This is a genomic window from Paraburkholderia sabiae, assembly GCF_030412785.1.
Classification (GTDB): domain Bacteria; phylum Pseudomonadota; class Gammaproteobacteria; order Burkholderiales; family Burkholderiaceae; genus Paraburkholderia; species Paraburkholderia sabiae.
On the sequence record NZ_CP125295.1, the window covers coordinates 3,527,943 to 3,547,078 of the forward strand.

At 62.8% G+C, this 19,136-nt stretch carries 18 protein-coding genes; 3 read left to right on the forward strand and 15 right to left on the reverse strand.

Features of this window, described 5'->3' with window-relative positions; genetic code table 11:
• Positions 1-12 precede the first annotated feature (12 nt).
• The 12 genes from QEN71_RS15810 to QEN71_RS15865 all read right to left on the reverse strand — a co-directional run bounded on the left by QEN71_RS15810 (position 13) and on the right by QEN71_RS15865 (position 12,187).
• Positions 13-1,023 carry an ABC transporter substrate-binding protein gene (locus tag QEN71_RS15810; RefSeq protein ID WP_377790089.1) on the reverse strand — a complete coding sequence of 337 codons (1,011 nt, stop codon included), beginning with the start codon at positions 1,021-1,023 and terminating at the stop codon, positions 13-15.
• The gene (fhuF, locus tag QEN71_RS15815) at positions 1,011-1,811 is read right to left on the reverse strand and encodes a siderophore-iron reductase FhuF (protein WP_201648678.1); all 801 of its coding nucleotides are present in this window, start codon (positions 1,809-1,811) and stop codon (positions 1,011-1,013) included. The genes QEN71_RS15810 and fhuF overlap by 13 nt, the downstream gene beginning before the upstream one ends.
• Positions 1,812-1,813: 2 nt before the next feature.
• Positions 1,814-3,928, reverse strand: a complete 2,115-nt coding sequence (gene fhuB / locus QEN71_RS15820; protein ID WP_201648568.1) for a Fe(3+)-hydroxamate ABC transporter permease FhuB — start codon at positions 3,926-3,928, stop codon at positions 1,814-1,816.
• The gene (locus QEN71_RS15825) at positions 3,925-4,770 is read right to left on the reverse strand and encodes an ABC transporter ATP-binding protein (protein WP_201648567.1); all 846 of its coding nucleotides are present in this window, start codon (positions 4,768-4,770) and stop codon (positions 3,925-3,927) included. The genes fhuB and QEN71_RS15825 overlap by 4 nt, the downstream gene beginning before the upstream one ends.
• Positions 4,771-4,772: 2 nt before the next feature.
• Positions 4,773-5,798 carry a TauD/TfdA family dioxygenase gene (locus QEN71_RS15830; protein WP_201648566.1) on the reverse strand — a complete coding sequence of 342 codons (1,026 nt, stop codon included), beginning with the start codon at positions 5,796-5,798 and terminating at the stop codon, positions 4,773-4,775.
• Between the two features lie 29 nt (positions 5,799-5,827).
• Positions 5,828-6,061: an MbtH family protein gene (locus QEN71_RS15835; protein WP_147235598.1), complete on the reverse strand. Its 234-nt coding sequence runs from the start codon at positions 6,059-6,061 to the stop codon at positions 5,828-5,830.
• Between the two features lie 77 nt (positions 6,062-6,138).
• A complete protein-coding gene (locus QEN71_RS15840; protein WP_201648565.1) occupies positions 6,139-6,873 on the reverse strand; it encodes an RNA polymerase factor sigma-70 in 735 nt (244 codons plus the stop codon).
• Positions 6,874-6,985: 112 nt separating this feature from the next.
• Positions 6,986-7,681 (reverse strand): 4'-phosphopantetheinyl transferase family protein, encoded by a 696-nt coding sequence (locus tag QEN71_RS15845; RefSeq protein WP_201648564.1) that lies wholly within the window; start codon positions 7,679-7,681, stop codon positions 6,986-6,988.
• 65 nt (positions 7,682-7,746) lie between these two features.
• Positions 7,747-9,078: an MFS transporter gene (locus tag QEN71_RS15850; protein WP_201648563.1), complete on the reverse strand. Its 1,332-nt coding sequence runs from the start codon at positions 9,076-9,078 to the stop codon at positions 7,747-7,749.
• A 112-nt stretch (positions 9,079-9,190) separates the two neighbouring features.
• Positions 9,191-9,433, reverse strand: a complete 243-nt coding sequence (locus tag QEN71_RS15855) for a DUF2783 domain-containing protein (RefSeq protein ID WP_201648562.1) — start codon at positions 9,431-9,433, stop codon at positions 9,191-9,193.
• A 39-nt stretch (positions 9,434-9,472) separates the two neighbouring features.
• Positions 9,473-11,185 carry an FAD-dependent oxidoreductase gene (locus QEN71_RS15860; RefSeq protein WP_201648561.1) on the reverse strand — a complete coding sequence of 571 codons (1,713 nt, stop codon included), beginning with the start codon at positions 11,183-11,185 and terminating at the stop codon, positions 9,473-9,475.
• 42 nt (positions 11,186-11,227) lie between these two features.
• A complete protein-coding gene (locus tag QEN71_RS15865) occupies positions 11,228-12,187 on the reverse strand; it encodes an MBL fold metallo-hydrolase (protein ID WP_201648560.1) in 960 nt (319 codons plus the stop codon).
• Positions 12,188-12,424: 237 nt separating this feature from the next.
• On the opposite strand from QEN71_RS15865, the gene QEN71_RS15870 reads away from it, so the two are divergent.
• Both QEN71_RS15870 and QEN71_RS15875 read left to right on the forward strand, forming a co-directional pair.
• Positions 12,425-13,267 carry an IclR family transcriptional regulator gene (locus tag QEN71_RS15870; RefSeq protein ID WP_201648559.1) on the forward strand — a complete coding sequence of 281 codons (843 nt, stop codon included), beginning with the start codon at positions 12,425-12,427 and terminating at the stop codon, positions 13,265-13,267.
• Between the two features lie 2 nt (positions 13,268-13,269).
• Positions 13,270-14,070, forward strand: coding sequence for an IclR family transcriptional regulator (locus QEN71_RS15875; RefSeq protein WP_201648677.1), 801 nt, complete (start codon positions 13,270-13,272; stop codon positions 14,068-14,070).
• Positions 14,071-14,706: 636 nt separating this feature from the next.
• Here the strand turns inward: QEN71_RS15875 and QEN71_RS15880 are convergent.
• From QEN71_RS15880 to QEN71_RS15890, 3 genes are read right to left on the reverse strand one after another with little or no spacing between them, the layout of a single operon-like run.
• On the reverse strand, positions 14,707-15,573 hold the full coding sequence (locus QEN71_RS15880; protein ID WP_201648558.1) for a MurR/RpiR family transcriptional regulator: 867 nt from the start codon (positions 15,571-15,573) through the stop codon (positions 14,707-14,709).
• Between the two features lie 43 nt (positions 15,574-15,616).
• Positions 15,617-16,690, reverse strand: coding sequence for an ABC transporter ATP-binding protein (locus QEN71_RS15885; protein ID WP_201648557.1), 1,074 nt, complete (start codon positions 16,688-16,690; stop codon positions 15,617-15,619).
• Between the two features lie 49 nt (positions 16,691-16,739).
• Entirely contained in the window at positions 16,740-17,513 is a 774-nt protein-coding gene (locus QEN71_RS15890) for an SDR family oxidoreductase (RefSeq protein WP_201648556.1), read from the reverse strand.
• Between the two features lie 266 nt (positions 17,514-17,779).
• Here QEN71_RS15890 and QEN71_RS15895 point away from each other — a divergent pair, with 266 nt between their 5' ends.
• Positions 17,780-19,012, forward strand: a complete 1,233-nt coding sequence (locus QEN71_RS15895) for an ABC transporter substrate-binding protein (protein WP_201648555.1) — start codon at positions 17,780-17,782, stop codon at positions 19,010-19,012.
• The last annotated feature ends 124 nt before the right edge of the window (positions 19,013-19,136 follow it).

Here is a 19,136-nt window from a genome sequence, read left to right on the forward strand (position 1 = left end):
CGAACCGAACTATCAGCGCGACGCAGATGTTTTAACCGGAGGCAACGAAAGCAGCGCATCCGTCAATGCATGCGACAGCTTCAGCGCCGACATCGGTCCGCCGAAGCCCCACACATTGCGCTCGACCAGTGTCACGCGTCCGTCGCGGCGCGCGGGTACGAAACGCCAAACGGGCGAATCGAGTTTCGCATCGAGTTTCACGTCGGGGCCCGTCGCGCTCGTCAGCAATACGCTCGTTTGCGGGCGCTGCAACAGATCTTCGGAGGTGACACAGCGCGTGCCTTCACGCGTCGGTTGCGCGGGCCACAGCGTTACGCCGAGTTGCTTCGCGACGCCACCCGCCATGCTGTTTCCCGTGTAGGCCCAGTATCGGTCGGGCAAGCCGAGTTCCTGCAACAGCGCGAAATCGGCATGCGTGCGGCCTGCGTCGGCGAGTCGCTTTGCATCGCGCGCGAGCCCTTCGTCGAGTCGACGTTCGACGGCCTGCGCCTGCACCGTGCGCCCCGTCATGCAGCCGATCGTGTCGAAGATTCTGCGCGCCCATTCGAGCTGCGTCGCTTGCGCGCCATCGAGCTTCATGTCGGGACTGAACTGGAACAGGACGGTCGGCGCAATCGATTTAAGCGCCGCAAAAATGGGCGCGTGACGGAAGCCAACGCCGATAATCAGATCGGGCTTGAGCGCGGCGATTGCTTCGAGGCTCGGCTCCTGGCGCGTGCCCACGTCCGGCACCGACTGCATGCGCTCGACGCCGTAGCCGATCCACGACGGGTAATACGCGGTATCGACCATACCCGCAGGCGTGATATCGAGCGAAAGCAGCGCTTCGGCAAACATGAATTCGAGCACGACGATGCGCTGCGGATGCGCGGGCAGCGTGTCGCTCGCCTGCGTCACCGTGGGATTCGACGACAGCGGCGTGCACGCGAACGCAGGTGTCACGCCGGCAGCACCCGCGGAGAGGGCAAACGCGAGACATGCCGCGCCGACTGTCACGCGCAACGCCTGCTTCATCGTATGCATTCTTGCAGCGCGAGTTCTTCGTCGCTCATCGTGAGTAGTAGCGGACAGCTCGCACACAGTTGATCTTCTCCGGGAATTTCGTAGCGGACGCAGCACACGCGCCGCGCACGAAACGACGCGGGCAATAGCGTCGAACGCGGCGTCACGTTGCGCACGGGCACTCGCAGCGGGTTCGGTTCATCGCCGCCGAACAGCACGCGCGATTCGAACAGCCACGCGGCGTCGCGGGTCGCGTCCGGCATCGCGGCGCATCGTTCGAAGAGCGAGTCGAGCAGATTGCCGACATTGCTCCACAACACGCGCGGTGCGATCTTTGTCATGCTCGCGATCATGTCGATCACGCCACGCAGGTGCTCATCGACAAGCGATGCATAACGTCGCGCGGGATCGTCCGTGGTTTCGCCGAGTGCATCGTGCGGCAGATAAAGCGCTTCGGGCATGCCTTCGTTCAGCAGCAACACGCAGCGTGCGGGCGCCATCGCGAGCGGGCGGCGCAGTACAAGCGCGGACACGAGTGCAGCCGGCACCGCGAGCGCGAAATAGTATTTGCTCCACTGCGACAGCAGCGCACGTGCGTGACGGTCGGCATCGCCTCCGTAGCGCAACGTCATTGCATCGAGGATCGCTGTTCGCTGTGTGACCAGTTCCGTTAAAGGCACACAGACTCGCGTACCGTCATCGGCGTTCGGCGCGTTGTTGGCAGGCATGCCGAGCCACACACGTCCGACATACTCAGCGAACGGCGCATCGGTGACGAACGTGGCGAACGGTTTCGCATCCGACGACATCATCATCGTCCGCGCTTGCGTTCGCGCCTTGCCTGCACGATCAGCAATGCGAGCAGATACGGCGCACCGATCAAGGCGGTCAGCACGCCCGCCGGAATCTCGCGCGGTGCGAGCAGCGTGCGTGCGCCGATATCGGCGGCTGCGAGAATCGCTGCGCCGCATGTCGCCGCGAGCCACAGGCGCATACGATGCGCGCGCGCGCCGAGCATCGCTGCAAGATGCGGCGCCATCAAGCCGACAAAACCGATGGGACCGACAGCCGCCACCGCCGCACACGCGGCGACCGTCGCAACCGTCAACGCGAGCGGACGCAACAACGCGACGGGCAAACCGAGCGACGCGGCCTGATCGTCGCCGAGCGCGAGCAGATCGAGCGGACGCGCGAGCAGCACGAACGCAGGCAGCGCCAGCGCGCACCACGGCAACAGCGCGAGCACATCGCTCCAGCTGCGCCCATACGTCCCGCCCACCAGCCACACGACGAAGCGCGCGGGCTGCACGCTTTCCTGCACGATCACCCATTGCGCTAGCGTCGTCCATAGCGTGCCGACTACCAGCCCCGTCAACGCCACGGCAAGCGGCGCGTAGCGCGTGCGCCGGTTCAACGCGAGGATCGCGACAAGCGTAATACCGCCGCCGATCAGCGACGACACGGCAATTGTCGCGTGCGCGGCGAGCGGCCAGAACAGCAGCGCGACGAGCGTCGCCAGCGACGCACCCTGCGTCACGCCCACCACCTCGGGCCCCGCGAGCGGATTGCGCACGACGCTTTGCATCAGCACGCCGCTCGCCGCGAGCATCGCACCCGCAAGCAAGGCGCACGCGACACGCGGCAAACGCAGATCGAGCAGCATGCGCGCAACGGCATCGTTACCGTTCAAGGCCGCGAGCCAGCGCGAAGGATCGAGTGTGGTCGAACCGAGTGTGCCCGCCGCATAGATCGACACAACGACGACTGCAACGACCATCGACGCAATACCGAATGCAGAAAGTCCCGTAATCCACGAAGCAAAACGCCCGCGAGCCGTTTGCGCGGCAGCGTCCGCAGTGTTCGTGAGCGCCGACGTCCATGCGCCGCCGTGACGGATCATCGCGAGCATCAACGGCGTGCCGACAACAGCAATCGCGACGCCCGTCGAGAGCGTGCCGTCGAGATCGAGCGCGAGCACCATGCTGTCGGTTGCAAGGACGAGCAATGCGCCGACCAGCGCGGACAGCGGCGCGAGCGCGGCAAGACGCGTCGAGCGCGAGCCGCGCAGATGGCGCAGCAGATTCGGCGCGATCAGCCCGACATACGACATCGGTCCCGCGATACTCACCGCCACACTCGCAAAGCCGACCGCGACCAGCAACGCGTAAAAGCGCGCTGCGTCCACACGCACGCCCACGGCAAGTGCGGCGTCATCGCCGAGTGCAATCGGATCGAGCGGACGTACGACGAAGGGCAGCGCAGCAAGCGGCAACAGCAGCCAAAGCACGGCTGTCAGCAGTCCGTCCGCGCCCGGTTGATAGAGACTGCCGCTCGCCCACAACGCGACGCCCGCGATGCTCTGTTCGAAGAACGCGAGCGTGAGCGTCGATACAGCCGAAAACAGCAGCATGCAGACGCTGCCCGCAAGCACCATGCGCAAGGGCGTCGCGCGCCAGCCTCCCGCTGCTGCCGCGACGCACGCCGCAGCCAGCAGGCCGCACGCGAACAGCAACGGCACCGAAGCCGTGCCCGCCAGCGCGGGAATCAGCATCGCGGCAAGCAGGCCGAGCTGCGCGCCGCCCGTGATGCCGAGCAGATCCGGCGACGCCAGCGGATTACGCGTCAGCGCCTGAAACAGCGCACCCGCTACGCCGAGGCATGCGCCCGCGACGATCGCGGCCAGCACGCGCGGCACGTGCAGATTCACCAGCAGCACATGCGCGAGCGCATTTTCGTCGCTCGTGTGTCCTGCATTCGACGTTGCCGCATGCAGCAGCATCGACAGATCGGGCGCGAGACGCAGCGCTGCAATGACAACGAGCATCACGGTCAGCGATATCGTCAGCATGCCGACGCGGCTTTGCTGCACGTCGCGCCAGCGCGGCGCCGCGCGCTGCATCCGCTTTCGTGCGGCGAGCGTGGTCATGCGGCGAGATCCTTGTCGGCGGCGGATTCGCGGGTCGCTTCATCGCTGTCGGGATGCGCGGGTACGCACATCGGCGCGCCCGTCTGAGGATGCGCAATACGCAGCATCGGCACGCCGAAGGTCGCTTCGAGATGCTGCGGGTCGATGATCGCGTCGGGCGTACCCTGCGCGACGATACGGCCGTCGCGCATCAACACGATTTCGTCGCTGTATGCAGCGGCCTGATTCAGATCGTGCAGCACCCAGACGATCGTCAGGCCGCGCTCGCGATTCAGTCTGCGCAGTTCGCCGAGTATGTCGAGCTGATGATGAATGTCGAGGTACGTGGTCGGTTCGTCGAGCAGCACGATGGGCGCACGTTGCGCGAGCGCCATCGCTATCCATGCGCGTTGTCGTTCGCCGCCGGAGAGTGCGGCGACATCGCGCGCGGCATCGTCGGCGATACCGCTTGCGGCGAGTGCGTCGTCGATCGCAGCGTGATCTTCTTTCGACAAACCACGCATCCAGCCGCCGTGTGCATAGCGCCCATACGCAACCAGTTCGCGAACGGAGAGCCCGGCGGGAATCTGGTTGAACTGCGAGAGCATCGTCAGCGTGCGCGCGAGATCGCGCCGTCGATACGAAGCGAGCGGTTTGTCCGCTACTGTCACCTCGCCTGCAAGCGCGGGCTGCAAACCGGCGAGCGTGCGCAGCAACGTGCTCTTGCCGCATCCGTTCGGCCCGCACAGCGCCGTCACGCGATTCGCGCGCACGTCGATGTCGAGCGAATCGATCACGACGTGATCGCGATATCCCACTGTCAGCGAACGCGCCGACAGCGCCATGTTCGAACTGCTCTTCATCGTTATGTAGCGGTGGCGAATGTCTTCGGCAGGTGGGCGTTCGTCGGTACGCTGTAGCTTTCCGCCATCGCGACGACGACCTTGCGCGGGCCTTCGAACGGATCGCGAGCGTGCGCCGTCAGCATGTTGTCGAGCATCAATACATCGCCGCCGACCCACGGAAACACGACACGCTGCTGATCCAGCACGCCGCGAATCTCGGCGAGCGCATCGGCTTCGAGCGGCGTGCCGTCGCCGTAATAGACATTGCGCGGCACGTTCTCGATTCCCACGGCATCGACGAGCGCTTCCTGCATGTCTTCGTCGAGCGCGGACAGATGGAACAGATGCGCCTGGTTGAACCACACGCGGTCGCCCGTGCGTGGATGCACCGCGACGGCCTGGCAATGCTCACGCGTACGCAGCAGCGCTTCGCCGTCGTCACCTTCACGCCATTCGCATTCGATGCCGCGCGTCGCGCACATCGCGTCGACGGCGCGCGGATCGTCGGTGCCGAACGCCTGCTGCCACGGCAAATCGAGTCCCTGACCGAAGTTGCGCACGTATAGCAGTTCGCGTCGCGCAAAGCGTTCGATCAACGCGGGATCGAGCGCACGGTAAATTGCGCGGCTGTCGGCGATCGGCGTCGCGCCGCCAGCGCGTGCGGCGAGCGCGCAATGAAACCAGATGCGCATCGGCCATTCGCGCGTATACGACTGCTCGTTGTGCAGCGGAATCGAGCGATGCGGCGGATATTCCGTCGACGTATACACCGCGCCTTCGACCTGGCTGCGCGGCGTCGACGCGAACTCGTAGCCGATCAACGGCGAGCCGAACGACGCCGCGAATTGCTGGAACGTATCGATCGACGGCACGGCGAAACCTGTGAACAGCACGCCGCCCACACGCTCGATGCAGTTGTTCGCGATGTCGCGCAAGAGCGGCGCGGCGGCATCGAGCGTCAGCGCGCGATCGCCGCGCGGCGACACGATGGTCGGCAGACCGGGCTCGATGCGCAGGTCGTCGAGAGTCGGGAGAGTCGCTGTCATGACGTGTCCTCGGTTGCAGGCCGCGCCCGTCAGCGCGCGTTCGATGCAGCGTCCATGTGACGGCGCAGGCTCGCGGGGCGCATATCCGTCCAAACGCTTTCGATATGTTCGAGGCACGCGGCTTTCGGCCCGCGCACGCCGACTTCGCGCCAGCCCGCGGGCACGTCGCGGAACGTCGGCCAGATCGAATACTGTTCTTCGTCGTTGATGACGACCGTGTATTGAACGTCGTCCTGTGCGTCTTGATGCGTGTTCTGGGTCATATCGTGTGTGCTTGCGTATCGGATGAGATGCGGATGAGATGCGGATGAGATGCGGTTGAACGTTTGCCTTCGTCGATTCACGAGGCCGTCATCTGCTTGACGTTCGACGCGCAGCTTTTTTTACTCCGCCCCGCCGTCTTCGCATACGCGACGTTCTTTGCGCCCGCGTGCATGCACTCCTCGCAATGCTTCGCGGCGTCGCGGACCATGAAGTGCACGAGCGTCTGCGAAACGTTCAAGGCTCGCGCGGTTTCCTGCAACGTTTCCTCGCGCAGACGTACGCGCTCGAATGCGCTGCGCGTGCGTTCGGGCAATTGCGCGAGAGCGTCGAAGGCGTGACGCAGCGAGTCGCGCGTCATGAGCGCGGACTCGGGCGTGGGTTCAGGCGACGGCACTTCGAGTCCGTCTTCCTCGCACGTGTGCCACGTGTTTTCGAGCGACTGTCGGCGGCATGCGTCGATCGATGCATTGCGCACCATGCGCGCGACGTAAGCGAGCGGTTGACGCACGTCGTCCTGATTCGGAAAGCCCGTGAGTTTGATGAACACGTCATGCACGACGTCTTCTGCACGGCTCGAACAGCCGACGAACGAACGCGCCAGCTGGATCAGCGAACGCCGGTTTTCGATCAGCACGTCGAGCAGCAATCCTTCGCAGCCGGTTTCGCGACGCGAACGCGCAGCGTGCGGCTCGGCGGGCATGCGGGCAACGCACACGGGCGGCTCGCAGTCGATGTCCTCCAGTGCTCCTGGTGCGAACGCCGCCGGATGACGGTCGACCCGCGCCGCAAAACTCGCCATTGATTCAGCCATCGACTCGTCTCCACCTTGCTCTCGATCAGATGGGAGTGAATCTAACGTAAACGCGAATCATTCTCAATCAATCGACAGGCGATTCTTATTATTTTTTGGTGACATTTATGCTTTATGAGTCGTTTTGCGACCAGGCGATGCAGGCCGCATAGCCTTGCGGGGCGTGGATCCAGGCTGCCAGTAAGTTTCGGATAGCGTCGGGGCGCTGCGTCTCCGGCACGAATCCGTCGATACGCGCCGGAAGGACGGTTAGTTGCGTGATATGCTCCGAAATCCCGACGCCGGCCGCCTTCAGAAGCGCCTCTTTCGCGACCCACGCGTCGAAGAATGCGTGCTGGGATTGCGCGGCATCGCGACCTTGCAGCCATGCGGTTTCATCGGCTGTCAGCGTCGCTCGCGCGATGCCTTGCCAGTCGAAATCGGATACGCGCGTTTCGATGTCGACGCCCACGCGTCGCCGTGTCGACAACGCGATCAAGCCATGCGCGCCGGAGTGCGACACGTTGAAATCGACGGATACGGGCGAATCGATCATGTGCGGACGCCCTGCTTCGTCGGCTGCGATGCGTATGTCTTGCGCGTCGATCTTCGTCGCGTCCGACAGCAGCGCGCGCAACGCCGCGCGTACGCTTGCGAAGCGGATCGCGTCGTGGTGACGATGAAAACGCGCCGCGCGCTCGCGTTCGTCGACAGATAACGTATCGAATGCGGGCGCAGCGAGTGTCTGGTCGAAAGCGAAATCGACCCGCCACAACGCGATGTCGTGCGGGCCGGGATGCGGCAAAGGGAAACGGTCAACAGAGTTCATTCGATACGCCAACGCTCACGCAGCCCAATGCTGCCTAAGCGTTGACGAATGAGAGGCGCGCTTTTTTACTGTGCCGCGCGTTGCCTCGGCACGCCGCGCAGCAACGCGATGCCGCTCATGAACAGCAGCGCCGTCAGCAGATACAGCGCATTGTCCATGCTGCCCGTCCGCGTCTTGATGATCCCGATCACCCACGGACTCACGATGCCGCTCGTAATCCCAATGCTGCTGATCAACGCGATACCCGCCGCAGCCGCCTTGCCCGACAGATAACCGGACGGCACTGTCCAGAAGATCGGCAGCGCGGCGAAAATCAGCACGGCGGCAATCGACAGAATGCCGAGCATCGCAGCGAAGCTGCTCAGATGCAGCGTCAGCAGAGAAAGCGCGATGCCGCCGCCGATCGTGCAGGCCGCGAAGTGCTTACGCCGCTCGCCATGGCGATCCGAATGACGTGCGATCAGAATCAGCCCGACTGCGCCGATTGCGTTGGGAATCACGGTGTACAGGCTGATCCACAACACATCGTGCACGCCGAAATCGCGGATCATCAGCGGCATCCAGAAGTTGAGCGTCAACGATGCGCACGTCAGCGAGAAGTAGATGAACGCGAACAGATAAACGCGCGGGTTGCGCAAAGCATCGATGAACGCGCGCGACGAATGCGAACTGGCAGGACGATTCTCCGCGTCGCGTTGTGCGATCAGATGCGTCTTTTCCTGCTGCGTGAGCCACTTCGCTTCCTGCGGTCCATCGACGAGCCAGAACAGCGCAAGCACGCCGCAGATGAGCGCAGGCGCACCTTCTATCGCGAACATCCATTGCCAGCCGTACAGGCCCATCACGCCCGCCATATCGCGCATGATCCATCCCGAGACGAGACCGCCGAGCACGCCCGCCACCGCGACGCCTGCAAAGAAAATCGACAGAATCACAGCGCGCCGTTGCGCCGGATACCAATACGTCAGATACAGAACGATGCCCGGAAAGAAGCCCGCTTCGAACACGCCGAGCATGAAGCGCAGCAGATAGAAATGCGAAGCCTGCGACACGAACATCATGCACACCGACGCAGCGCCCCACAGCAGCATGATCCGCGTGAACGTGCGGCGTGCGCCGAATCGCGCGAGCAGCATATTGCTAGGCACTTCGCACAGCACATAGCCAACGTAGAAGATCGCCGCGCCGAGTCCGTACATCGCATCGCTGAAGCCGAGGTCGTGCTTCATCTGCAACTGCGCGAAGCCGATATTGATGCGATCGAGAAACGAAATGACGTAGCAGAGAAACAGGAACGGCACGATGCGCAACGTGACCTTGCGATACAACGCGTTGTCGTCCTGATGCGCGGCGGCAGAGCCGCCTGGCTCATAAGCATGCGTGATTGACTGACTCATCAAAGATCTCCGGGCAAAGCGGGTCCAACGGACCCATTGGGTCCGGCGTCTGTTGCGCCGTGTTGTCAGGGAAGACGGCTCGCGCTTCGCTTATCGGGCGAGCCGTGAAGAATCAGGCCGCGACGCGCGGAGCGTCGTGCCGCGCAGCGGCTGCATCGTTTTGATCGACGCCTTCGCGCGCGTAGCGGATCGCTTCCATCAACGTCGCGTAATCGCCGATATGATTCGCGAGCAACAGAATCAGCTGTGCATTCGCCGCCTGGCTTTGTGCTTCGTCGAAGTCGCGATGCATGTCGATCAGCGCTTCGTAGAAGTCGTCGGGCTGCGTCAGATTGAGTTGGGTGATGAGTGCCACGGTTGTCTCCAATGTCTTTATCCGTATGTGTCGCGTCGTTCAGGCGACGCCTTCGACACATAGCGCCCGCTTCAACGCAGCGTCGACACGCGCGGCATCGAGCGTGCGCCAGCGCGCGCATACATGCTGGTCCGGGCGGATCAGGTAGAACGTGCCAGGCGTCGCGTCATAGCGCGACGCTGCAAGCCCTTCGGCATCTTCGAGCACGACGGTATCGCCCAGTTCATGCGCGAGGTCGCGCACGCCATGCGGCGTGACGAGAATCAGCTTCATCGGAATCGCGCCCGTTTGTAGTGCTTTCAACGTGCGTTGCGTCGCAGCGTCGATGCTGTTTTTGCCGCAGAACAGCACGCCTGTGAATGCATCGCCGAGTTGTGCGAGCAGCCATGCCGGTGCGCCCTGCAATGCAACGGGTGCATCCACGCATGAAGCGCCTGGCGCCATCTTGCCTTCGAAACGCTCGGTATCAGTTGTGTTGAGCGCCGAGTCGTGCAGCACAGCGGGCACCGAAAGCCGCCCGCTATTCGCGAGTTGGCGTGCAAATGAATGCTTGCGCGCGAGCTTCAACACCGCGTCGCGGAACGTGCGGCTGACAGGCGACTTCGGCGTGATGAAATCGGTGGAGCGCGTCGAATTACGGATGTTCTCGTCGGCGGCGAATTCGCGCTCGCTTGCATACGTGTCGAGCAAGGCATCGGGCGCGCGGCCGTCGAGCACCATCGCGAGCTTCCACGCGACATTCTCCGCGTCCTGAAAGCCGCTGTTCGCGCCGCGCGCGCCGAACGGCGAAACCAGATGCGCCGCGTCGCCGACGAACAGCACGTTGCCGTGCCGGAAGCGCTCCATACGCAAACACGAGAACGTGTAAACGCTGACCCATTCGAGTTCGAACTTGACGTCCGGCCCGAGCAGCGCGCGCACGCGCGGCAGCACACGTTCGGGCGTTTTCTCGAGTGCAGGGTCCGCGTCCCAGCCGAGCTGGAAGTCGATACGCCACACGTTATCCGGCTGTCGATGCAGCAACACCGACTGGTTCGGATGAAACGGCGGATCGAACCAGAACCAGCGCTCGCTCGGAAACTCCGCTTCCATCTTCACATCGGCGATCAGGAAACGGTCCTTGAAGACGCGGCCTTTGCTGTCGAGGCCCATCATGTTGCGCACAGGGCTGCGCGAACCGTCGGCGGCGACGACATAACGGCCGCACAACGGATACTCGCCTTCCGGTGTTTCGATGGTCAGCGTGACGAATGCATCGGCGGAGCCGGGGTCGCCGTGCTGCTGCAGGCCGACCACCTTGCTCTTCCAGCGGATGTCGATATTCGGCAGCGACTGCGCGCGTTCGAGCAAAAAGCCTTCGACGTAGTACTGCTGCAGATTGATGAACGCCGGCCGATGATGTCCCGCTTCCGGCAGCAGATTGAACGTGTACACCAGTTCGTTTTGCAGGAACACCTTGCCGACGTTCCAGCTGATGCCCTTGTCGACCATGCGGTCGCCGCAGCCGAGGCGATCGAAGATATCGAGCGAACGCTTCGAAAAACAGATTGCACGCGAACCTGTTGCAAGCGAACAATCGTCGTCGACGAGCACGACATGCACGCCGTGCTGCGCGAGATCGATCGCCGTCGCGAGACCGACGGGCCCCGCTCCGACGACGATCACAGGATGCCGCGCCGCATCAGCCGCTGCATCCTGCTCGGCGCAGCGCCGGTATTCGAACGACAAGGTCTGGTAGTTGATGCTGCTCATTCTGCTGTCTCCATCCATCTGCGCTGTACGTGTGCTGCTAGATCAGGCCTGCAGCGCGCCCCACATGTCCTTGTCGCGCTGCGCGGTCCAGATGCGCGGATGCGTGATGCCGCTCGCTTCGTCGAAAGCGCGCGACACGTCGAACGGCAGGCAGTGTTCGTAGATAAAGACATGGCCGAACTTCGGGTCCATCGCCTTGCGCGTATGCGCCATCGCGGCCTTCAGATCGAATTTTTCGGCGACGGATTCGCGGCCGCTTTGCAGCAGCGTCGTCACGAAGTCCTTCGTATAGTCGAGGCCCTTGTTCACGTCTTCCGGCGTGGTCAGCGCGGGGCCCCGGCCCGGCACGAGCTTCTCCGCGTTCAGCGCGCGCAGCGCTTCGAGCGTCGCGGGCCACTGTTCGAGTTGCGCATCGCCGCAATAGCAGGCCGCGTCGTATTCGACGAGGTCGCCCGAGAACAAGACCTTCTGCGACGGCAGCCACACGACGGTATCGCCCTTCGTATGCCCCGCGCCGAGATGCGCGATCTTCACTTCGAGCTTGCCGAGGAACAGCGTGACTTCCTTCTCGAACACGAGCGTCGGCCACGTGAGACCCGGCACCGTTTCGACGCCTGCAAAGAGACGCGGAAAGCGTTCGATTTCCGACTTCATATCGGCTTCGCCGCGCTCGACGATCATTTCATACGTGCCGCGGCTCGCGATGACCTGCTGCGCGCCTTCCTTGAAATACGCCGACGCGCCTAGCACGCGCACCGCGTGGTAGTGCGACAGCACAACGTATTTGATCGGCTTGTCGGTGACGCTGCGAATCTTCTCGATCAGGTCTTGCGCCATCGCGGGCGTCGCGGTGGTGTCGACGATCAGCACGCCATCGTCGCCGATGATCACGCCCGAGTTCGGGTCGCCCTCAGCCGTGTACGCATAGGCGTTCTCGGACAGTTGCGTCCACGTGATCTTCTTTTCTTCGAGGTCGGCTTGCGATGCAAATGCCTTGGCCATGCTCGTCTCCATCAAATTGAGGGGATGCAGGGCGAGACGGCGCACGCTGACGCAGCGGTAGGCGTGTCTCGCTCTGTCTGATTGGAATCATGTCCGGCGACTGTTAGCCCGGAGTGATTTCATCTTAGACTCTGCCAATTATTTGTCAATGGCTAAACGTATCGCTATACGTTAATTACGAGTTAACCCTGGCAACGGCGCGTGGCGGGCGCGGTCGAAGGCGGCCGTTCGTTTAACATGGATCTTTTTTCCACACAGGCAGGCGGCGCGAGCGGCATGGCGAAGACAGCAAAAGACGGCGAAACGGGCGCGGGCAAGCCGCAGCGGGGCATCCAGAGCGTCGAGGTCGGCGGACGGGTGCTGCATGCGCTCGCGAAAGCGCGCGCGCCGTTGGCGCTGTCCGATCTCGCCGCCGGTGCCGACATCGCGCCGGGCCAGGCGCATGCGTATCTCGTGAGCCTGACGCGGCTCGGACTGATCAAGCGTGACGAGTTGACGGGCCGTTACGAACCGGGGCCGCTGTCGTTGCGGCTCGGCCTGATGCAGCTGGCGAACCAGCCCGCGTTCCGCGCCGCCGTGCCGCGCGTTGCCGCACTTGCCGAGGCGATCGGCTTCAGCGTCGCGATCTGCACGAAGGGACCGCAGGGACCGACGATCGTCCGCTATGAGCACGCGGGTTTTCCGCTGCATGTGAACCTGCACGTGGGCACGGTGATGTCGTTGCCTGCGACGTCGACGGGACGTTTGTTCTGCGCGTTCCTCGCGCCCGATGCATTGCAGACGATGTGGGCGAACCAGTCGGGCGGCACGGACGAGATCGTTGCGTCGGCGGAACGTGCATCGTTCGACGCGACGCTTGCGGCGATTCGCGAGCGCGGCATCGAACGAGGCATCGACGCGCCGAGTCCCGGCATCAGCAGTCTTGCTGCGCCCGTGTTCGATGTCGACGGAAAATTGTGTCTCGCGTTGACGGTGATCGGGCCGAGCGGCGCAATCGATGTGGAATGGGACGGGTCTATTGCGCGGGCGCTTCTGGATACGGCGCGTGAAATTGGCGCGGACATCGCGGCGTCGACATGAATATGAACGAAGCATTGAACACCTCTTCGCCTGCGGGCGCCGATGGGAAACAGCAGCGCGGCATCCAGTCGCTCGACAGCACGGGCGAGTTGCTGACGGCGCTCGTATCGGCGGGCAGGCCTTTATCGTTGCGCGATCTGGCTGCGGCAGCGGGCATGCCGCCCGCGAAAGCGTTTCCGCATCTGGTGAGTTTGCAGAAGATCGGTTTGCTGAGCCGCGACGCGTCGGGTTGCTTCGAAGCGGGGCCGCTGGCGCTCGAACTCGGGCTGATCGGTTTGCAGCGTCTGTCGCCGACGCGTGAGGCCGAGCCTGAAATCGTCGATCTCGCGGTGACGACGGGTATGAGTGTCGCGATGGCCGTGCTCGGGCCGCTTGGTCCGACTGTCGTGAGGCTGGAGGAATCGGCGCGGCCGTTGCATGTGAGCTTGCGCGTCGGCACGGTGATGTCGTTGGTGAATACCGCGATTGGGCGTGTGTTTGCTGCTTTTGTCGCCGACGACGTTAGAGTTGGATTGCTGGCGCAGGATTCTTTGCGGCTCGCAGGTGCTGATAGTGTCTCGGATTCTTTCGCGGAACGTCTTGCGCGGATTCGCGAGCTAGGTGTTGATACTGCGCTTAATAAGCCTATACCGGGTATTAATACGCTGGCGGCGCCTGTGTTCGATCACACCGGTAGCATTGTTCTGGTCATCGCCGTTATGGGCACGGCCGGTAGCTTTGATAGCGATACGGCTGGGGTTTCCGCGCAGGGTCTGGTTTCGGCTTGCCAGCGGTTATCGCGGAGGTTTGGGTTTGTGGTTTGATTTTTTTTGCTGTTGCCCGGCGGGCGTCGGGTCTTTCTTCGCTGGCATCCGCGGTTTCGTGTTGGTTTATTAGCGTTGCCCCTGTGCGGGGCGGCACCTACTTTTCTTTGCAGCGGCAAAGAAAAGTAGGCAAAAGAAAGCCGCTTCAAACCTCCGGTGCCCGCCTGGATACCGCTTCAGCATGCCGCAGTTGAGCTGTGGCGCAGCGACGTCGGCACTCCGTAGAAAGCCCGCAGTCAACCGCGCACGGCGAAAAATCCACACACAGTCTGGAGCACATACCGCCGCAATTGGACCGACGGCAAACGGACAAAAGCAAGCCGACCGAATGTGCCCCAAGTGGATGTCAACTTTCGCGCCGCGCGCACCTCACTGCGGGCTTTCTACGGAGGTTCGCCTCGCTGCGCGACAGCTCAAAGAACGCATGCCGTAGCGTTATCCTGGCAGGCACCGGAGGTTCAAAAGCGGCTTTCTTTGGTTACTTTCTTTGCCGCGGCAAAGAAAGTAACTGCCGCCCCGCACAGGGGCAACGCTAATAGACCGATACGAATTCGCGGATGCCAGCGAAAAGACAAAAAGCAAAAAGCAAAAAAGGGCAAGAATGGCGACTAGCGTCGCAGACAAAAAAACACACCCTTACTGCGACTCATCCTCCGCGGCAACATCGGCCGCTAGCCGAGCCTTAGCATTCCGCATCTTCTCAAGCGTCCTGGGCTCGAGCCGCAGAGCAACGCCTATAGCAAGCGCATCCATAACACAAAGATGCACGAGCCTGGACACACCAGGCGTATTAGGATCGACAGGACTAGCCACTCGCAAGAGCAGAGGAATATCGACAAGCCAGGCCAACCGGGACCCGACATTGGTCAAAGCAATGGTAGTCGCACCGCGCTCCTTGGCGATCTGCATACTCTCATTCACTTCAACACTACGCCCCGAATGAGAAATCGCAAAAGCAACATCACCAGGCTCGAGCAACCCAGCGTATAACCGCTGCAAATGAGCATCAGTAAAAGCACTAGCGGCAATATCAAGCCGCAAAAACCGCAAGGCAGCATCCTGAGCAACAAGCCCGGACCCTGATCCAACTCCAAAAAAATAAACCCGCCGCGCCCCAGTCAGCGCAGCCAGCGCGGCATTCACAGCAACAGGATCAATCGCGCCACGCGCCTGCGTAATCCCCTCGACAGCCGCCTCGCCGACCTTGTCGAACAACGTCTGCGTGTCGTCGTCCCGCGCGACGGCCGTCGACGCGTACGGCATCCCGCCCGCGACGCTCTGCGCTAGCTGCATCTTGAAGTCGCGCAAACCATGCGCGCCCACCGCGCGACAAAAACGCGTCACGGAAGGCTCCGATACGTCCGCGCGCTGCGCAAGCTCGGTGATGCTCGCGCGCATCGCGAAGTCGACATCGGACAGCACCATGTCGGCGACCTTGCGCTCGGCCGGCCGCAGCGATTCGAGCGCGCTGCGGATGTGAGGAATCAGGTTCGGTGCGGACACCCGTGCGTTCCTTTGATGGATGGTGAATCAGCGGCAGTTGCCGTCAGCCCAGTCTGCGCCCACTCTCCGTATCGAACAGATGCATGTCCTGCGCGGCAAAGCGCACTGTCACGCGCTGGCCGGGCTCGATCGACGCGCGTTGGCGCATCGTCACGCACCAAGGCGCGCCGCCAATCTTCCCGTACAGATGCGTCTCCGCACCCGTCGGCTCGATCACCTCGACATCCATCGGAATGCCTTCATTCGATGTTTCGATGTGCTCAGGCCGCACGCCCAGCGTGACCTTCGCTCCCGGCGCGGCCGCTGCGGACGTGACATTCGGCAGCGGAATCTGCGCACCGTCGCCGAGCTTCAGCGCAACGCCGTTCGCCGCGCTCACCACTTCGCCCGCGACGAAATTCATCGACGGCGAGCCGAGAAAGCTCGCAACGAACAGATTCGCCGGCCGGTCGTAAAGCTCAAGCGGACGCCCGATCTGCTCGATACGCCCCGCGTTCATCACGACGATGCGATCGGCCATCGTCATCGCTTCGATCTGATCGTGCGTGACGTAGATCACCGTATTCTTCAGCCGCTGATGCAACGACTTGATCTCCGTGCGCATCTGCACGCGCAGCTTCGCATCGAGATTCGACAGCGGCTCGTCGAACAGAAACAGCGAAGGCTCGCGCACCACCGCGCGCCCCATCGCGACACGCTGCCGCTGACCGCCCGACAGCGCGCGCGGCAAACGGTCCAGATAACCGCTCAGATTCAGCATCTTCGCGGCGGCCTCGATGCGCGGCTTGAAGCTCGTCGACGATTCCTTGCGGATACGCGGACCGAACGCGATGTTGTCGTACACGGACAGATGCGGATACAGCGCGTAGCTCTGAAACACCATCGAGATATTGCGCTGCTGCGGCGGCAGACTGTTCGCGCGCGTGCCGCCGATTGTCAGTTCGCCGCCGCTGATTTCCTCGAGGCCCGCGACCATCCGCATCAGCGTGCTCTTGCCGCAACCCGACGGTCCGACCAGCACGACGAACTCGCCGTCGTCGATATGCAGGTCGATGCCATGCACGACCTGCGTGTCGCCGTAACGCTTGTAGATGCCGCTCAGTTGCACTGCTGCCATGCTGTCCTCACCGTCGTTGCATGTTGTCTTTCGAGCCTTGTTTCGGGCGCTAAAGCGATTCGAGCGTCAGGTCTTCCGCCATCAGCCGGTTGCCTGCCAGCAAGCCGCCATCGACGGGCAACACGACGCCCGTAATCACGCGCGCCATCGGCGACGCGAGAAAGAGCACGGCGTCAGCGATATCGTCGGGCGTCGCGAAGTCGCGTAGCGGATACCACTTCTTCAGATCCTCGAAAACCTTCGGGTTCCTGTCGACGCGCGCCTGCCACGCCTTCGTCTTCACCGTCCCCGGACACACGATGTTCGCGCGTATGCCGTAGCGCCCAAGCTCGATCGCAAGCGACTTCGTGTAGCTGATAAGCCCCGCCTTCGCCGCGCTGTAAGCGGGATGGCCGAGCGCCGTGATGCCGTTCACGGAGCCGATCAGCACGATCGATCCCGCCTGCCGCCCGATCATCGACGCGCGCACCGCCTCGACCGTGTGATACGTGCCGTTCAGGTTCAGGTGCACGTCGCGCTGCCAGCTTGCGGCGTCCGTCTTCGCGAGCGTCATGGCATCGGCGGCGCCTGCGTTCGCCACGAGCACGTCGACCGGGCCGCGCGCGGCGACCGCCTGCGCGACGCGCTCGCGCACGGCGTCGGCATCGCCGAGATCGACGGCAATCGGCGTCACGTTGTCCGCGCCCAGTACCGCGACCAGTTGATCGAGCGCGGCGGCGTCGACATCGAGCGCGAGCACCGTCGCGCCGTCCTCGACGAAACGCCGGCACAACACGCTGCCGATCCCGCCGCACGCTCCCGTCACCAGCACGACACGCTTCATGGGTTGTCCTCTCGGCGTTTGCGTTTTCGTGAAAATTTCCTACATAGTGCACATTTACAGAGTTCGCGAAGCCTGCAGCCGCTACAAACATCACGCACCCTGCACTGCACAAAAAGCCCATCATTTACAGCATGTTATGCAAAAAACCGCCGAACAAAAAATATCGTCAGCCCTACGTGACAATATTTTTTTTCGTGTGTAGGATTTTTTCAAACAAATCAACCCAAGCAGCCGGCTACGGCAGCGGACCACCCAGGAGAGACGAAATGTCGTTGCATGCACGTGCTTCCCTTACGCTCGGCAAAGTCGCCGCAGCGCTCGCGTTTGCAGGTCTTGCCCTATCGGCGCACGCCGACACGGTGCGTGTGACGGTCGCGCATTACAGCGACGCGACGGCGCCGTACTTCGAGAAAATGGCCCGCCAGTTCGAGAAGGCCAACCCCGGCACCACGATCAAGATCGAAGACGTGAACTGGGACACGCTGCAACAGAAGCTGCAAACGGACATCTCGGGCAACGCCAACGCCGACCTCGCGATCGTCGGCACGCGCTGGCTGCTCGACTTCGTGAAGGACGACGTCGCCGAGCCGCTCGACGGCTACATGGACGCGAGCTTCAAGAACCGCTTCATCGCGCCGTTCCTGGCGCCTGGCCAGATCAACGGCAAGACGTACGGCCTGCCGATCGCCGCGTCGGCGCGCGCGCTGTACTACAACAAGGATCTGCTCGCGAGCGTCGGCTATCCGAACGGCCCGAAGACGTGGAACGACGTGATCGATGCGTCGAAGAAGCTGAAGGCGAAGGGCGTCGCCGGTTTCGGCCTGCAAGGCAAGGAAATTGAAACCGACGTGTACTACTACTACGCGCTGTGGACCAACGGCGGCGACGTGCTGAACAAGGAAGGCAAGGCCGGCTTCGATTCGCCCGCGGGCATCAAGGCCGCGACGCTGTACAAGTCGATGATCGACCAGGGTCTGACGCAGCAAGGCGTGACGGGCTACAGCCGTGAAGACGTGCAGAACCTCTTCAAGCAGGGCCGCGTCGCGATGATGATCTCCGCGCCGTTCCTCGCGAAGCAGATCAAGAAGGAAGCGCCGAACCTGAAGTACGGCATCGATCCGCTGCCGGTCGGCACGACGGGCGCGACGTACGCCGTTACCGATTCGATCGTGATGTTCAAGAACTCGAAGGTGAAGAAGGACGCCTGGAAGTTCCTCGACTATCTGTTCACGAAGGAACCGCGCGTCGAGTTCACGAGCACGGAAGGTTTCCTGCCGACCACCAAAGCTGAAGCCGCCGACCCCGCATTCGCCGATGCCGACACCAAGGCGTTCATCGCCCTGCTGCCGCAAGCGCGTTTCGCACCGACGGTGACGGGCTGGGAAGACACCGCGAAGGCCGTGACGAACGCGATGCAGGCCGTGTATCTCGGCAAGGCCAAGCCTGACGATGCGCTGAAGCAGGCCGCGAATCAGGCGAATCAGGCGCTCGGTCACTGAGCCGCTGTTGCCTTGACGATCCGTTAGCGTAGTACCGGAAGCCGCATCGATTCGACGTCGATGCGGCTTCATGTTCGCTTCACGTTTGATAAGCACGCGGTAAACGCACCATTCCTGAGGGCTT

Bases quoted from the DNA above. Each gene is read 5' to 3' on its own strand.
- QEN71_RS15810 (WP_377790089.1), bottom strand. From the start codon at position 1,023: ATGCATACGATGAAGCAGGCGTTGCGCGTGACAGTCGGCGCGGCATGT.
- fhuF (WP_201648678.1), bottom strand. From the start codon at position 1,811: ATGTCGTCGGATGCGAAACCGTTCGCCACGTTCGTCACCGATGCGCCG.
- fhuB (WP_201648568.1), bottom strand. From the start codon at position 3,928: ATGACCACGCTCGCCGCACGAAAGCGGATGCAGCGCGCGGCGCCGCGC.
- QEN71_RS15825 (WP_201648567.1), bottom strand. From the start codon at position 4,770: ATGAAGAGCAGTTCGAACATGGCGCTGTCGGCGCGTTCGCTGACAGTG.
- QEN71_RS15830 (WP_201648566.1), bottom strand. From the start codon at position 5,798: ATGACAGCGACTCTCCCGACTCTCGACGACCTGCGCATCGAGCCCGGT.
- QEN71_RS15835 (WP_147235598.1), bottom strand. From the start codon at position 6,061: ATGACCCAGAACACGCATCAAGACGCACAGGACGACGTTCAATACACG.
- QEN71_RS15840 (WP_201648565.1), bottom strand. From the start codon at position 6,873: ATGGCTGAATCAATGGCGAGTTTTGCGGCGCGGGTCGACCGTCATCCG.
- QEN71_RS15845 (WP_201648564.1), bottom strand. From the start codon at position 7,681: ATGAACTCTGTTGACCGTTTCCCTTTGCCGCATCCCGGCCCGCACGAC.
- QEN71_RS15850 (WP_201648563.1), bottom strand. From the start codon at position 9,078: ATGAGTCAGTCAATCACGCATGCTTATGAGCCAGGCGGCTCTGCCGCC.
- QEN71_RS15860 (WP_201648561.1), bottom strand. From the start codon at position 11,185: ATGAGCAGCATCAACTACCAGACCTTGTCGTTCGAATACCGGCGCTGC.
- QEN71_RS15865 (WP_201648560.1), bottom strand. From the start codon at position 12,187: ATGGCCAAGGCATTTGCATCGCAAGCCGACCTCGAAGAAAAGAAGATC.
- QEN71_RS15870 (WP_201648559.1), top strand. From the start codon at position 12,425: ATGGATCTTTTTTCCACACAGGCAGGCGGCGCGAGCGGCATGGCGAAG.
- QEN71_RS15875 (WP_201648677.1), top strand. From the start codon at position 13,270: ATGAACGAAGCATTGAACACCTCTTCGCCTGCGGGCGCCGATGGGAAA.
- QEN71_RS15885 (WP_201648557.1), bottom strand. From the start codon at position 16,690: ATGGCAGCAGTGCAACTGAGCGGCATCTACAAGCGTTACGGCGACACG.
- QEN71_RS15890 (WP_201648556.1), bottom strand. From the start codon at position 17,513: ATGAAGCGTGTCGTGCTGGTGACGGGAGCGTGCGGCGGGATCGGCAGC.
- QEN71_RS15895 (WP_201648555.1), top strand. From the start codon at position 17,780: ATGTCGTTGCATGCACGTGCTTCCCTTACGCTCGGCAAAGTCGCCGCA.